Genomic DNA, 13,965 nt, shown 5'->3' on the forward strand with positions numbered 1-13,965 from the left:
AGGGTTGCACAGTGAAGCATTTACTTAAGGATCCTACGCTGTGGCGTGACGGTGCCTATATCGCCGGTGAGTGGCTGTCCGAGACACCGCACGGTCACTACACGCTGCGTAATCCGGTGGACCAAACGGTACTGGCCGAGTTGCCGCGCTGCCGTGAAACTGAAGTCCGGCACGCCATCGACGCGGCGCATGAGGCCTTTGGCCCATGGCGTCGCCTGACGGCCAAACGCCGTGGCGAGGTGTTGCGCCGCTGGTATGAGTTGATGGTTGAACATCGGGAGGACCTTGCCACGCTGATTACCCTGGAGGAGGGCAAGCCTCTGGAGGAGGCACGGGGGGAAGTCGATTACGCGGCGTCTTTTGTGCGCTGGTTTGGCGAAGAAGCCACACGGGTGCGCGGTGATCTGATTCCGGGCGTAAAAGACACTCAGCGCATCGTGGTCCTGCGTGAACCCATCGGGGTTTGCGCCGCGATCACGCCCTGGAATTTCCCCGCTGCGATGATCACGCGCAAGGCCGCTCCGGCCCTCGCGGCCGGTTGCACGATGGTGGTGAAACCGGCCAGCCAGACACCCTTGACCGCACTGGCGCTCGCCGAACTCGCCCTGCGCGCGGGAGTGCCGGCGGGTGTGTTCAGTGTGATTACCGGCAATGACACGCGCGATATTGCCGGTGAACTCACGGCCAACCCGTTGGTGCGCAAGCTCACGTTTACCGGGTCCACGGAAGTGGGGCGGCTGCTGCTGGCGCAAGCGGCACAGACGGTCAAGAAATGCTCCATGGAGCTGGGCGGCAACGCCCCGTTCATTGTCTTCGATGATGCTGATCTGGATGCTGCCGCTGACGGGGTGATGTTGGCCAAGTTTCGCAACAGTGGGCAGTCCTGTATTGGCGCGAATCGGGTGCTGGTGCAGTCAGCGGTTTATGACGCATTGGCCGAGCGCATCGTCGAGCGCATGGCACGCTTGAAGGTGGGCAATGGCCTGGAGCCGGGTGTACAGGTCGGGCCGTTGATCGATGACGCAGCGGTACGAAAATCCCAGGCGCTTGTTGATGATGCGCTGGCGCAAGGTGCTCGACTGCTGTCCGGCGGCAAGCCCCACGCGCTGGGCGGGTGTTTCTTCGAGCCCACCTTGTTGGCCGATGTGACCCACGGGATGCGGGTTGCGCGCGAAGAAATCTTCGGCCCGGTCATGCCCCTGGTGCGTTTCGACACGGATGACGAAGCCATTGCCATGGCCAACGACAGCGAGTTTGGCCTGGCGGCGTATCTGTTCAGCCGTGACGCGGCGCGTATCTGGCGCAACGCCGCGCGTATCGAATCGGGCATGGTGGGCATCAACTGCGGCTTGATTTCAAATGAAGTCGCGCCTTTCGGTGGCGTGAAGCAGAGCGGGCTTGGGCGAGAGGGTTCGCACCTTGGGATCGACGAGTTTCTTGAGGTGAAGTACCTCTGCTGGGATGGCTTGGAAAGCGTGTGAACACCCGTCGTTAAAAGCCGGTGGATGGCGGTTCGTGTGAGCCGTCGTTCATCGGCTTTTGTATTTGTTCTGCCGCAAAGGCAGGCACTCCGGGCAATGCCCCCGGCTTACCTGCGAGACCCATCGCCGCCAGCGATACCTCGGATTGTGCAAAGCGATTTCAGCGCTGATAGCCGATTCGATAGTCTCGTGGCTGATCCGGCATTTTCCGTCGGCATTCCATATTCCTGCGGCATTGACGTGATAGCGCCGCAGAGCTCTTCGGTGCGCCATGCAATGTCTGCCCGAGTGAATAAGAATAATTAGGAGAGCGTGATGATTGCAGCAGTCAACAAGGTCCTGGTGATCGGGGGAGGCTTCTCCGGTATGACCGCGGCTATCCAGCTCGCCCGCCAGGGCGTCGAAGTGGACCTCGTCGAAATCGATCCATTGTGGTGTCCTTTGGGGGCGGGGATTACGCTCAGTGGGCCCACGCTGCGAGCGCTTGATACGGTTGGGATTTTGGAAAGGGTCGCCGGGGAAGGGTACCTGTCGACCAATTTCGATGTGTTTTCACCGGCGGGCGACCTGATCGTGCAATTGGCGCTTCGACCGCCGGTCAGCGATAAGCCGATTCCCTGTGGTGGCGGCATCCTGCGCCCGGTACTGGCTCGAATATTTGCCGACAGGACGCGGGAAGTGGGCACCCGTGTGCGCCTGGGCATCACCTACGACAGCGTCATCGAGCATGACGATGGCATTGACGTGTCTTTCACCGACGGGACCACTGAACGCTATGATCTGGTCGTCGCCGCTGACGGCGTGCATTCGCGCACGCGAAAGGAGTTTTTCCCGGAAGCACCCTCGCCAAAACCCATTCATCAGAGCGTCTGGCGCGCGGTGCTGAAGCGTCCGTCGGAAATCGTGCGCCCCACTCATTGGCTGGGTCGCACCAAGGTTGGCGTCAACCCGATCTCCGAAACGCACATGTACATGTTCCTCATGGAAAACCGCGAGTTTTCCGAGTGGATTGATCCGGCCAGTTGGCCGGGTGAAATGGCGCGCCTGCTGAGTGAGTTCCCAGCCCCGATCCTGCAAGCGCTGGTGCCACAACTGCACGAGGCGGGCGCCAATATCGACTATCGTCCGCTGTCCAATCTGTTGGTGCCGTTACCCTGGCACAAGGGTCGTATCGTGCTGATAGGCGACACGGTGCATGCCACCACGCCGCACCTGGCTTCCGGGGCTGGCATCGGTATTGAGAGCGCTATCGTGCTTGCCGAAGAGTTGCTCGCCAGTAGCAATCTACAGACGGCCCTGAGCCGGTTCGAAACGCGGCGCTGGGAGCGTTGCCAACTCGTGGTCGAGAACTCCGCGCGGCTGTGCGAGATAGAGAAAAGTGGTGGGGACAAGGAAGAGCATGCGCAGATCATGCGAGAGTCCACTGCGACGTTGGCTGAGCCAATCTGAGTGATCGCGACCCTTCAGTTGGAGGGTCGCGATGCAGGCCTCTATGAGCAGTGATCGAAAATAACGACCTCTTTGACGTAAGCGAAAAAAGACGCCGATGTCAGCGCCACGCCGTCCTCGGCAAGTTTTTGAAACAGCGCTCGCTGATACTGGCGAAAGGTCGAGAAATCCGCTTCATTTTCAAACCAAAGGCTAGAGGCACCTTCGTATACGTTGATGTTCGGCCCGAAATAGGCCGTCACCTTGTCACCCTCGGGTAAGTACCGGGAGCGAACATACCGGCGTAAGGCGTTCTGGAAGTCGGGCTGTTCCCGGGTAATGCTCTCGTGAGCTGCGTCCCAAGCGTCGAAAAAACGATCGAGCGCCACGGCTGGATTTTTCTTCAGCAGGATCATCACCTTCCATGGGAGAGGCGCTGTAGCGGTGCTAGCCGTCTCCGCTTCATCCATCAATTGAGCGAGCTGCTCGGAAAGGTCAGCGAAGTTCTTTGCATCAGGGCCGACGGTTTGCTGGGTATAGGGATCGCTGAAGGTGCGAATCAAACCTGGCACGTCTTCAAAAAACAGCTCCGTAATGGAGTCTTTGTGGAAGGACTGTGCGTAGGCAGTGTCGGCGTCGACCCCGAAGGCCGCGTCGATGACATGGTTCTGTACGTACCGTTTGACGCCTAACGGTTTGGCTTCAGCGATTGCTCCGTGGGTGTGCTCTACATAGTTTAAAAACTCGGCATGGGTCATTCCGGGTTTTCTGCGTACAGCGGCTAGTATTTTTATCATGAGGCGTTCTCGCTTTTGGCAGGATTAACGGGTCTTGGACCTTGGATGCCCTTTTGTGTGGATGGTCCTTCATCCAGTTATTTTCCAACGCCAAAATATAAGCTCAGAGTTACGCTGCAAACCAATCGGTATTTCTACTGACAGGTATCGCGCAATAACATGCACGGTGTCTAATGGGGTCCATCACAATGCTCTTAAAGCCTTAAAGCTTGAGGGGGGCACGCGAACTTCATAGCCTAGTTCAGCCACAAAACTGACCCGCGTAAGACGTGCTTTGATCCCGGCCACGGTACCTTGACGCATGCCCAGCATGCCCAAATACCGTAATCCTTGCATCGATAGATCTAGATCGGTATCGAGTTTTCTAAAGCCTAGCGTGAGTCTGGCCGTCCTACATTGAAATTTACTTTACGAAAGGATTAAGTCGCCAAAATATTGGTAGGCTGCGGTATTGCTTTACTTTGTCCAGCGAAGAGGTTCGATCCGACGAGCTGGAAGGGGGGAATACCGAACGGGTAGCGAACTGGCATGAGTTCTGGGCCTGGCCTGAGCTTTAGCCACAGCTCTGCCAGGGAGACTTCACATCCTGGTGGATGCAGCTTAGGTGCAAGTAGCTGCAGCGGATAGAGCACGAATGAGCGGGTCAGAATTTCGGCTCTAGGCAGCTGGATGCCATCAATATTGCCAGTCAGGCTGTCAAAAAGGAGTAGATCAATATCGAGAGCAATCAACCGCTGCATTCCGCTTCTACGGCCATGTAGGCGCTCTATTCCTTTGAGCCATGCGATGAGTTCTCGCAAACTCAGATCAGTGGACGCAGAAATGACCAGGTTGAAAAAGGGCGGGTGATCTCCATCTAGAGAGATGCTTTCGTAGACGGGTGAACAACGGATATTTTCCAGACGCTCTTCCAGCATTGTTAGCGCGATTTCAATGTGTGTTTCACGCTCAACGTTGCTGCCCAGGCCGAGATAGATTTGATGATGTGTCATAAGGCCTGACTCGCTGGTTTGAAACCCATTTGATGCCGTCATTCCTTGGGGCATCAAATAGGCGATAGTATTGGCGCCTCCAATGGCACGACCTTCAGAGTAACTTCAACTGATGGTGTAATTTAGTAGTAGTGTCGCCAGGAGAGCGACGATGGAAGCTACAACCGTCCCGCCTGTAAAGTACTTCAATGCATCCGAGAGGGATACATTTAAGTATTCCTTCACGACCCAGAAAGCAGAATCGGTTACATGTGCCCAGCCGATAGATCCGGCGCCGATGGCAATAACAAGAATCTCGGGCTTCAGGTGAGGGTCGGCAGCCAACATTGGGTGAATCATTCCAGCAGCGCTCACCATTGCTACGGTCGCCGAGCCGACTGCGAAGTGCATCAGCCACGCAACAAACCAGGCAAGGACAATCAAGTTAATATCAGAACCTGCGAGAAGCCCCGATATAGCTTTACCCACACCACTTTCGATCAGAACAGCATTGAATGCACCGCCCGCACCGATAACGAAGATAATATTGGCTAAGGCTGGAAAGCTACGCTGAGTCAGTTCCAATAGCTCGATCATGGTGCGACGTTGACGTAAGCCAAGTGACCAGTAGGCAAATCCCACAGAAATCATCAGCGCGATCAAAGGGTTACCAACGAACTGTGCGACTAACTTTATCCACATACCATCAGGGAGGCTTGCGGTAGCCGTTTTAAAAACCATGAGGATGAGTGGTAAGCCAATGGTCAATAATGTAATCCCGAAACCTGGCAGTGTTCGCGCCGCACCAACGCTTTCTCCTTGCACTTTCAGGAATACTTGCTGACTTGCTGAGGCTTCTCGCCCACAGTAAAGGTTTACCCAAATAGGCCCTGCAACAATGATTGTCGGAATGCCAACCAAAAGGCCGTAGATAATCACAGTCCCTACATCAGCTCCCATCATCACAGTAATAGCCATTGCGGCTGGGTGCGGAGGAAGAATGCAGTGGATGGTCAGCAAGGAAATGGCGAGAGGAATGCCTAAAAACAGGGTGTTTATCCTTGTTTCCCGCGCTACGACGTACACAAGTGGAATCAGGAGAACAAAGCCGACTTCGAAAAATACCGGAATTCCTGCGATTGCACCGACGATGGCCATTACCCAATGGGCTCTTTTAGAGCCTAGGTTATCAAGTAAGGTTTTAGCTAGGCGCTCAGCTCCACCAGACTCCTCTAGGATTTTACCGAGTATGCCTCCGAGTCCTATGATTGCTATCAGGAAACCCAGCGTACCGCCGATGCCTGATTCAAGTGTACTTATAATTTTTGCAACAGGCATTCCAGCACCGAAACCGACCACAAAACAAGCGATCACGAGAGCAATGAATGCGTGAAGCCTGACTTTCATAATCAGAAAAATAATTAACGCAATCGATGTAAATAGTACCCCTAACAACCATGTAGACTCTTGCATTGGTATGCCTCGCACCTTGTTTTTATTAGCGCAGCGTTGAACGGGATGATAATAAAGTGCCGAAGCTTTATATTGTTTTCATGGGTTTTTGGTTAAGATTGATCAGTTTTTTTTGGAAAAGCACCGCCTTGGAAATATTTCCAGGGAGGTGCTTTCGGCTAAAAATCTTGCCAAACATCTAAGATTTTTTAGTCTTGATGCTTGCTTAACAATTAGCTCACCCGATTGCTTCAGACGAATACGAATCTGGCGAGGCCGGGAAAACGACCGTCTTGGTATCGTTCAGGAAAACACGGCCATGCACATAGGCATGAATAGCGCGTGCCAGAACCTGGCTTTCAACATCGCGCCCCAATGAAACATAGTCTTCAGGGCTCTGAGCATGAGTGATGCGAACGATGTCTTGCTCGATGATCGGCCCTTCGTCCAAGTCTGCAGTCACGAAGTGAGAGGTCGCGCCAATCAGTTTTACGCCGCGATCAAACGCCTGCTTGTATGGGCTTCCGCCTTTGAAAGACGGCAGAAACGAGTGGTGGATGTTGATGATCCGGCCCGACATCTGCTGGCACATCTCATCAGAAAGGATTTGCATGTAGCGAGCTAGGACGATGAGCTCGGCGCCGGTTTGGCGAACAATGCGCATTTGTTCAGCTTCAGCCTCTGCTTTGTTTTCCTTAGTTACCTTGATGAGGTGATAAGGAATGCCATGCCCCTCTACTACCTTTTGGAAGTCCAAGTGGTTAGAAATCACGCCAACGATGTCGATTGGCAAGGCACCGATGCTCCAGCGATAGAGCAGGTCGTTTAAGCAATGGCCAAAACGAGACACCATCAAAATGACTTTGCGCTTAGTACGCTCATCAAAGAATTCGTAATCCATCTTGTATTTCTCTACAAGTGGTTGAAATTCCCTTTCGAGATCTTGCAGTGAACAACCTTCTTCAGAGCGGAAGGTAATGCGCATGAAGTAGTGATTGGTGCTCTCATCGTCAAATTGGGCGCTGTCACGAATATTGCAACCATGCCCAGACAAGAAAGCAGTAATATCAGCGGTTACGCCCCGGATCGAAGGACAGGTAACACGAAGTACGTTATTTTTAGCTTTGTTCATCTGAGATCACCTTAAACGGCAACTGCTGCCTGGTTGGTAACAATGTGGTGCTGACGCTTGAATGCTGTAACGGTATTGGCAAGCAGGCATGCGATAGTCATTGGGCCGACGCCACCTGGTACCGGGGTAATTGCAGAGGCATGCCCTGCTTCGTCAAATGCAACATCACCCACAATCCTGGAACGCCCATCGCGATCAATTCGGTTGATACCTACATCGATAACGACTGCGCCCGGTTTGATCCAGTCACCCTTTACAAGCTCGGGGCGGCCTACAGCGACAACGAGGATGTCTGCGGTGCGGCAGAGTGCGGGGACGTCTTTGGTTTTTGAATGCGCTACGGTGACAGTGCAGTTCTCGGCCATCAGGAGCTGTGCCATGGGCTTGCCGACGATGTTGGATTTGCCCACGACCACGGCGTGCAGGCCCGCGAGGCTGCCGAGTCGGTCTTTGAGCATCATCAGGCAGCCTAGGGGAGTGCATGGAACCAGGGCATCTTGACCGGTCGCCAGACGGCCAGCGTTCAAGATATGGAATCCGTCAACATCCTTATCTGGATCAATGGCGTTAATGACCGCATTAGTATCCAAGTGTGCAGGCAGGGGAAGTTGCACCAAAATGCCATTCACTTCCGAAGCAGCGTTTAGCTCCTCAAGCAATGCCATCAGCTCGGTCTGAGTTGTATCGACCGGAAGTCGGTGTACAAACGACTCCATGCCAATTGCAAGCGTTTGCCGGTGTTTTGCGCCTACATAAACACCGCTGGCCGGATCCTCACCCACAAGGATAACTGCCAAGCCGGGCGTAAGGCCGGTTTTCGATTTGATTTTTGCGACTTCGTCCGTGAGTTTCTCAACAAGATCAGCTGCATAGCCTTTCCCGTCGATACGGTCGGCCAGGAATGGTTTATTCATGGAACGTTACCTCAACATCAATAACTGGCGTGATTGTTGTTTTTTGACGCAAGTAGGGCGGATGGGGGGCGAAGTTCATACCCCTCACAAAACTTCCTCAGTCGATGCTGACTAAGGACGCGCCACGATCCATAAATTTCTTGAACTGATCTTCTGGAACGAAGGCGCCGCCGGTCGTCCAGATAACGTGAGTAGCCTGGGCCAGTTTGCCTGTTAAGCGTTGAGCTTCCTGATAAGCACGACCTTGCGCACTTTTAACAATGAATTCAGGCCCTGCGAATCCGGCAGTTGCCGAAGGTTCGAGGCGAATGGATTGAGTCGTCTCGGCCATCCAGAGCCAGCGGAATAAGTCGTCATCGGCCACTGTAAAAATGCCGGATAACATTGGTTTCATAACATCCGCTACGAATGCCGACATACGTGCTACTGCCATGCCGTCAGCTTCAGTACGGTTAGTCAGGCCAACGTCATAGACCGATACCAGCTCTTTCGAACCACTCATCATGTGCACCAATGCGCAAGGCGACTGGACAGGCTCAACAAAGAATGCGTGTGCAGCATCGCCGAAAATTGCTTTCAAGCCATAGGCTGCGCCACCTGGAGCTCCGCCGATTCCGCACGGCAGGTAAATGAAAAGAGGATGCTCTTCGTCGACGGTTACACCCGCTGCTTCCAATTGGGCCGCGAGCTCGCTTGCCGCTGCGCTGTAGCCGAAAAACAGCATTTCAGAGCGTTCATCATCCACGAAGTAAATGGTTGGATCGCCTTCGGCGTCGATACGGGCACATTCGACCGCAGTAGTGTAATCAGCCTTATGCTGAACCACTTCAACGCCAAGACGAGTCAAGCGTTCGACTTTCCATTGTTTGGCATCGGAGGACATGTGAACCACTGCACGGAACCCAAGTGCGCGTGCTGCAATGCCCACGCTCAGGCCCAAATTACCTGTACTGCCTACCGCGATGGTGTGCTGAGCAAAAAGTGCTCGGGCTTGCATACTTGCAAGCACAGTAATGTCGCCACCAGGCGTGAGAATTCCGCGCTTCTCTGCCATTTGCTTGGCGTACATAAACACTTCATAGACGCCGCCGCGCGCCTTGATAGAACCGGCAACAGGTAAGTCGCCGTCAGCCTTGACGAATACGCGGCCATACTCGGTAGCCTCATATCCAACGGCTTGCCGCAGGCTCGTGGCTTCAATCAGCTTGGACTGAATCAGTCCTTTCGACTCAGTCAGCTCTGGGAAGCAGGTCTGCAGCAATGGTGCCAGCAGTTTCCAGTTCTGTTCGGCTTCTTTAACTTGAGAGGCTCGGATCGGCAGAGACGGATCAGCGATGCCGTTTGCCTTCAGAGCTGGGTTCAGCCAAAGCGCGGGGCGTCCAGCGAGTACATCGGCACGCGCTGGATCATTGGGAAGTTGAACGCTCATTTTTCATTTTCCTACTGCGTTGAGAGACCGGCGAGCGATGGATTCACGCCCGCCAAAGTTCCTCAGGCATAGATTGGGAATGCAGCAACCAGCTCTGCCACAGATGCACGGCTCTTCGCGATGACTTCTTCAAGGGCATCCTCACCACCTGCTTGAGCATCAAAGATGTCAGCGATCAGGTTGCCGATGACTTCGAATTCTTTCGCCCCGAAGCCTCGGGTAGTGCCGGCAGACGAACCCAGTCGAAGACCTTTCCATTCCGAAGGTTTCGCACTGTCGAAAGGAATCGGGTTCTTGTTCGAAGTGATATTTATTGCGGAGAGAGCGTCTTGAGACTCTTGGCCTGTCAATCCTTTCGATGAAACGTCTACAAGAACAACATGAGTATCAGTGCCACCACTGACGATGCGCACACCGCGCTTTTGAAGAACCGCTGCCAGGAGACGGGCATTTGCTTTGACATTTGCGCCGTAGGTCTTGAACTCATCAGTCAACGCCTCACCCAGGCAGACAGCTTTACCTGCGATGGTGGCCAGGTGTGCGCTGCCCTGCACACCTGGGAACACAGCTGGCTGCACCTTCTTGAACAGATCTTCGCGGTTGGTCATTACCAGGCCGCCACGGGCACCGCGTAGGGTTTTAGTCGTAGTGCAGGTGACGATGTCGGCATGCGGAATCGGGGAGGGGTGAACGCCTGCCGCTACAAGGCCCGCGAAGTGAGCCATGTCTACCAAGTAGGTAGCGCCGGCTTTGTCTGCAATCTCACGCATGCGCGGGAAATCAATTTCTCGCGGATAAGAGGAGCCACCCGAGATGATCAACTTCGGCTTATGTTCCAAGGCAAGCGCTTCGACATTGTCGTAGTCGATACGGCCTGTTTCGCGATCAACACCATAGGAAACGATAGTGAACCAACGGCCTGACTGGTTGGGTTTGGCGCCATGGCTCAAGTGGCCACCGGCAGCGAGATCAAGGCTCAGGACTACGTCACCTGGTTGCAGCAGGGCGAAGAAAACCGCTTGGTTAGCTTGAGTACCCGAGTGTGGCTGAACGTTTACATAGCCACAGCCGAACAGTTCTTTCGCACGATCAATGGCTGCTTGTTCGACGACATCAGCGAAATCAGCACCACCGTGGAAGCGTTTACCCGGGTAGCCTTCGACGGTCTTGTTTGTAATAACTGACCCAAGGGCGTCAAGCGATGCGAGGCTTACAGAGTTTTCAGATGCAATGAGTTCGATCTGACCTTGTTGGCGTTTTTTTTCGTTTTCAAGCGCGTTGAAGATCAGCGGATCGCGTACTGCAAGATGATCGTGGAAATAGGACTTGGTCATTGCTGCGGTTCCCGTCTTGGTTTTTTCATACCCTAATCCTTGGCCAAGATGAGAAAAAGCGAATAATATTTGAATATTACATTAGCGTTTCTTACTGATTTCTCGTGTTAGGTGGAGGGGCAAAAGCTCATGGATATCGGTAGATTGCGCGCGTTGAGGGAGCTATCCATTCGCAAAACCATGGCGGCGGTAGCGGAGGCTCTTCATGTATCTCCATCCGCTGTTTCCCAGCAAATTTCCCTTCTGGAGCAGGAAGTCGGAATTGACCTGGTTGAACGGCGTGGACGGGGGGTAAACCTGACCATTGCCGGTCGTATGCTGGTTGAGCGTGCAAACCGGATTTTTACGGAGCTTGAATCGGCCCGTGCAGACATGGCGGAGCTGAAGGAAGTGGTTGCCGGCGAACTTCGCGTAGCAGCCTTTCCCTCAGTGGCAGCAGCCTTTATCCCTAAGACTATTCGCGCGCTTAGCGCCACGCATCCTCAGTTGCTGGTGCAGTTTGACGAGATGGAGCCGGAGGAGGGGTTGAATGCATTGAGAAGCTGGCAAACGGACGTTGCGCTGATCGATGATCTCAATATTCCACCTGGCCTGCTTGATCCGGGAATCGAAACCATCCCGCTGATTGAAGATGTTTTTAACGTGATGATGTCTCCCAATCATCGGCTGGCACACATGGAGGAGGTCACGCTGGGTGATCTCAGTGGCGAGCTCTGGGTGATAGATACGGCTTCCAGTACCTACACTCGCGTATTGACTGATGCGTGTCAGAACGCTGGTTTCACACCCAACATCGTTGCGCGCTGTAAGGGGTTCGAAGTCACTCTCTCCTTGATCCGCGAAGGCTGCGCAATTGCTATTTTCCCCGAATTACGAGCCAGCTTTGACCTGCAAGATGCACGGGTCTGCCGGCTGGTTCCCGAAATTCGACGCAAGATTTTCGTAGCGTTCCGCAAGGGTGAGAAGAAAAGCCCAGCGCTTCAAGCATTCATCCAAAGTATTTGTGCTCATACAACTGATTTCGCTGATCCTCCTGCTGCCTGATCCTCTCAAACGTCGGTACCTCAGGCCCTACCCCTCCAAACGGCAGTGTCTCGGCGCACGGATGTCATTTCGTGTGCCTTGTGCTTCATACAAAATCATTAGTTTTGCTTACGTAATATTGAAAAAATATTCGCTTTTTCTGACTTTGAACAGGGACTACGGTATTTGAAAGCGTTTCTGCCCCGTCACAGCGGGGCCTTTTTAGAACAATAAAAAGAGGGCCTACGATGCCACTTTCTATAAGCGCTTACTGCGCATACCGGGTGCCCTGACGGCCTCCATCTTGTTTTCTGCCCTCCACATCGCTGTTCAAAATTCCGTCCGGTTTCGGTGCGTCGGCATCGTGCGGCCTGGATTTACTCGTGACATTTCTGGAGCATTAAAATGAAAAAAGAAAACAAGCTGATCAAAGTCTGTGGTGGCCTGATCGGGATCACCCTGATGACTTTATTGTCCGCTAATGCCAGTGCTGGTGTGACGCTGGATAACGTGAAGAAAAAAGGCTTTGTACAGTGCGGAGTCAGTGACGGACTTCCTGGGTTTTCCTTTGTGGATGCCAAGGGGACTTTTGCTGGTTTCGACGTAGACGTTTGCCGTGCTGTCGCGGCGGCGGTCTTCGGTGATGCGAGCAAGGTCAAATACTCTCAGCTCACCGCCAAAGAACGCTTCACGGCGCTGCAGTCCGGCGAAGTGGATCTACTGTCCCGTAGTACTACTTGGACGTCCTCACGGGATGGCTCCATGGGCATTCTGTTTACGGGCGTCAGTTACTACGATGGCCAAGGATTTTTGGTTAATAAAAAACTGGGTGTGAAAAGTGCCAAAGAACTGAATGGCGCAACGTTCTGCATCCAGGCGGGGACAGTCACCGAGCTGAACCTTGCCGATTACTTCCGTGCGAACAAACTGAAATTTACCCCCATCTCATTTGATACCTCTGACGAGAGCTTCAAGGCGCTCGAAGCTGGGCGCTGCGACGTGCTGACTTCTGATCAGTCGCAGCTTTATGGGCAGAGATTAAAACTCGCGACTCCTGACGACTACGTGGTACTACCAGAAGTTATCTCAAAAGAACCGCTGACTCCTGCCGTAAGACGAGGTGATGAGGAGTGGTTTACGGTGGTGCGCTGGACGTTGAATGCAATGCTCAACGCTGAAGAGTTGGGCGTCACTTCCAAAAATGTGGCCGAGCAAAAGCAGAGCACCAACAATCCTGATGTTGCGCGGCTGCTAGGAAGCGAAGGTACTTTGGGTAAGGATTTGAATCTGCCGAACGACTGGGCTTTTCAGATCGTAAAGCAAGTAGGCAACTACGGTGAGTCGTTCGAGCGAAACCTCGGTGATGGCAGTGACTTGAAGATCAAGCGTGGGCTTAACGCGCTGTGGAACAAAGGCGGTATTCAGTACGCAGCCCCTGTCCGCTAAGTCTTTTCCGCCCGGTCTTAGGCCGGGCGTTTTCTTGTCTGTCCTGCCGGTGTACATATGCAAATGAACAATGGCTCAAAGCGCCAGGTGTCATTTAATGATCCCGTTGTGCGCGCACTACTCTTCCAGATCCTGATCGTCGCCGCAGTAGTTATGATGGGATGGACTCTCTACCAGAACACGTACACGAACCTAGTGCATCGAGGAATTACTTCTGGCTTTGCATTTCTTGAAAACAGCGCTGGATTTGGGGTTGCACAGCACCTGATTTCCTATAAGGAAGCCGATTCATACGCGCGTGTTTTCGTGATAGGTCTGTTGAACACGCTGCTAGTAACCTTCATCGGTGTAATCCTGGCGACGATCCTCGGTTTCGTTGTCGGCGTGGCCCGGCTGTCGAAAAACTGGATCATCGCCAAGGTGGCGACGGTGTATGTGGAGGTCTTTCGCAACATCCCACCACTGCTGCAGATCCTGTTCTGGTACTTCGCGGTCTTCTTGACCATGCCTGGGCCGCGCGCCGCCCACAGTTTCGCTGATACCTTCTTTGTCAGCAGC

At 53.6% G+C, this 13,965-nt stretch carries 12 protein-coding genes; 5 read left to right on the top strand and 7 right to left on the bottom strand.

Features of this window, described 5'->3' with window-relative positions; translation table 11 throughout:
- Window positions 1–11: 11 nt before the first annotated feature.
- Window positions 12–1,481 (top strand): succinate-semialdehyde dehydrogenase, encoded by a 1,470-nt coding sequence (locus tag HU762_RS25890; protein ID WP_186641724.1) that lies wholly within the window; start codon window positions 12–14, stop codon window positions 1,479–1,481.
- Window positions 1,482–1,796: 315 nt separating this feature from the next.
- Window positions 1,797–2,930 (top strand): FAD-dependent oxidoreductase, encoded by a 1,134-nt coding sequence (locus HU762_RS25895; protein WP_186641726.1) that lies wholly within the window; start codon window positions 1,797–1,799, stop codon window positions 2,928–2,930.
- A gap of 41 nt (window positions 2,931–2,971) precedes the next feature.
- Here the strand turns inward: HU762_RS25895 and HU762_RS25900 are convergent, their stop codons facing one another.
- The 7 genes from HU762_RS25900 to glyA all read right to left on the bottom strand — a co-directional run bounded on the left by HU762_RS25900 (window position 2,972) and on the right by glyA (window position 10,938).
- Window positions 2,972–3,667 (bottom strand): EthD domain-containing protein, encoded by a 696-nt coding sequence (locus HU762_RS25900; RefSeq protein WP_238340441.1) that lies wholly within the window; start codon window positions 3,665–3,667, stop codon window positions 2,972–2,974.
- Window positions 3,668–4,125: 458 nt separating this feature from the next.
- The gene (folK, locus tag HU762_RS25905; protein WP_186641730.1) at window positions 4,126–4,698 is read right to left on the bottom strand and encodes a 2-amino-4-hydroxy-6-hydroxymethyldihydropteridine diphosphokinase; all 573 of its coding nucleotides are present in this window, start codon (window positions 4,696–4,698) and stop codon (window positions 4,126–4,128) included.
- Between the two features lie 105 nt (window positions 4,699–4,803).
- On the bottom strand, window positions 4,804–6,150 hold the full coding sequence (locus tag HU762_RS25910; protein ID WP_186641732.1) for a gluconate:H+ symporter: 1,347 nt from the start codon (window positions 6,148–6,150) through the stop codon (window positions 4,804–4,806).
- Window positions 6,151–6,367: 217 nt separating this feature from the next.
- Window positions 6,368–7,261 carry a formyltetrahydrofolate deformylase gene (gene purU / locus HU762_RS25915; protein ID WP_078048957.1) on the bottom strand — a complete coding sequence of 298 codons (894 nt, stop codon included), beginning with the start codon at window positions 7,259–7,261 and terminating at the stop codon, window positions 6,368–6,370.
- Window positions 7,262–7,272: 11 nt separating this feature from the next.
- On the bottom strand, window positions 7,273–8,175 hold the full coding sequence (gene folD / locus HU762_RS25920) for a bifunctional methylenetetrahydrofolate dehydrogenase/methenyltetrahydrofolate cyclohydrolase FolD (protein ID WP_186641734.1): 903 nt from the start codon (window positions 8,173–8,175) through the stop codon (window positions 7,273–7,275).
- 97 nt (window positions 8,176–8,272) lie between these two features.
- Entirely contained in the window at window positions 8,273–9,604 is a 1,332-nt protein-coding gene (locus HU762_RS25925; protein WP_186641736.1) for a D-serine ammonia-lyase, read from the bottom strand.
- A gap of 62 nt (window positions 9,605–9,666) precedes the next feature.
- The gene (glyA, locus tag HU762_RS25930) at window positions 9,667–10,938 is read right to left on the bottom strand and encodes a serine hydroxymethyltransferase (RefSeq protein WP_186641738.1); all 1,272 of its coding nucleotides are present in this window, start codon (window positions 10,936–10,938) and stop codon (window positions 9,667–9,669) included.
- Window positions 10,939–11,067: 129 nt separating this feature from the next.
- On the opposite strand from glyA, the gene HU762_RS25935 reads away from it, so the two are divergent.
- The 3 genes from HU762_RS25935 to HU762_RS25945 all read left to right on the top strand — a co-directional run.
- Window positions 11,068–11,982 (top strand): LysR family transcriptional regulator, encoded by a 915-nt coding sequence (locus tag HU762_RS25935; protein ID WP_186641740.1) that lies wholly within the window; start codon window positions 11,068–11,070, stop codon window positions 11,980–11,982.
- A gap of 441 nt (window positions 11,983–12,423) precedes the next feature.
- On the top strand, window positions 12,424–13,407 hold the full coding sequence (locus tag HU762_RS25940; RefSeq protein WP_186641744.1) for an amino acid ABC transporter substrate-binding protein: 984 nt from the start codon (window positions 12,424–12,426) through the stop codon (window positions 13,405–13,407).
- Between the two features lie 57 nt (window positions 13,408–13,464).
- Window positions 13,465–13,965, top strand: a 501-nt coding sequence (locus tag HU762_RS25945; protein ID WP_186641742.1) for an ABC transporter permease subunit, incomplete at its 3' end; no start/stop codon positions are given.

Source organism: Pseudomonas sp. SWRI92, assembly GCF_014268685.1.
Classification (GTDB): domain Bacteria; phylum Pseudomonadota; class Gammaproteobacteria; order Pseudomonadales; family Pseudomonadaceae; genus Aquipseudomonas; species Aquipseudomonas marvdashtae.

Coding starts and splice junctions, on each gene's coding strand:
- HU762_RS25895 (WP_186641726.1), top strand. CDS start 1,797: ATGATTGCAGCAGTCAACAAGGTCCTGGTGATCGGGGGAGGCTTCTCC.
- HU762_RS25900 (WP_238340441.1), bottom strand. CDS start 3,667: ATGACCCATGCCGAGTTTTTAAACTATGTAGAGCACACCCACGGAGCA.
- folK (WP_186641730.1), bottom strand. CDS start 4,698: ATGACACATCATCAAATCTATCTCGGCCTGGGCAGCAACGTTGAGCGT.
- HU762_RS25910 (WP_186641732.1), bottom strand. CDS start 6,150: ATGCAAGAGTCTACATGGTTGTTAGGGGTACTATTTACATCGATTGCG.
- purU (WP_078048957.1), bottom strand. CDS start 7,261: ATGAACAAAGCTAAAAATAACGTACTTCGTGTTACCTGTCCTTCGATC.
- folD (WP_186641734.1), bottom strand. CDS start 8,175: ATGAATAAACCATTCCTGGCCGACCGTATCGACGGGAAAGGCTATGCA.
- HU762_RS25925 (WP_186641736.1), bottom strand. CDS start 9,604: ATGAGCGTTCAACTTCCCAATGATCCAGCGCGTGCCGATGTACTCGCT.
- glyA (WP_186641738.1), bottom strand. CDS start 10,938: ATGACCAAGTCCTATTTCCACGATCATCTTGCAGTACGCGATCCGCTG.
- HU762_RS25935 (WP_186641740.1), top strand. CDS start 11,068: ATGGATATCGGTAGATTGCGCGCGTTGAGGGAGCTATCCATTCGCAAA.
- HU762_RS25940 (WP_186641744.1), top strand. CDS start 12,424: ATGACTTTATTGTCCGCTAATGCCAGTGCTGGTGTGACGCTGGATAAC.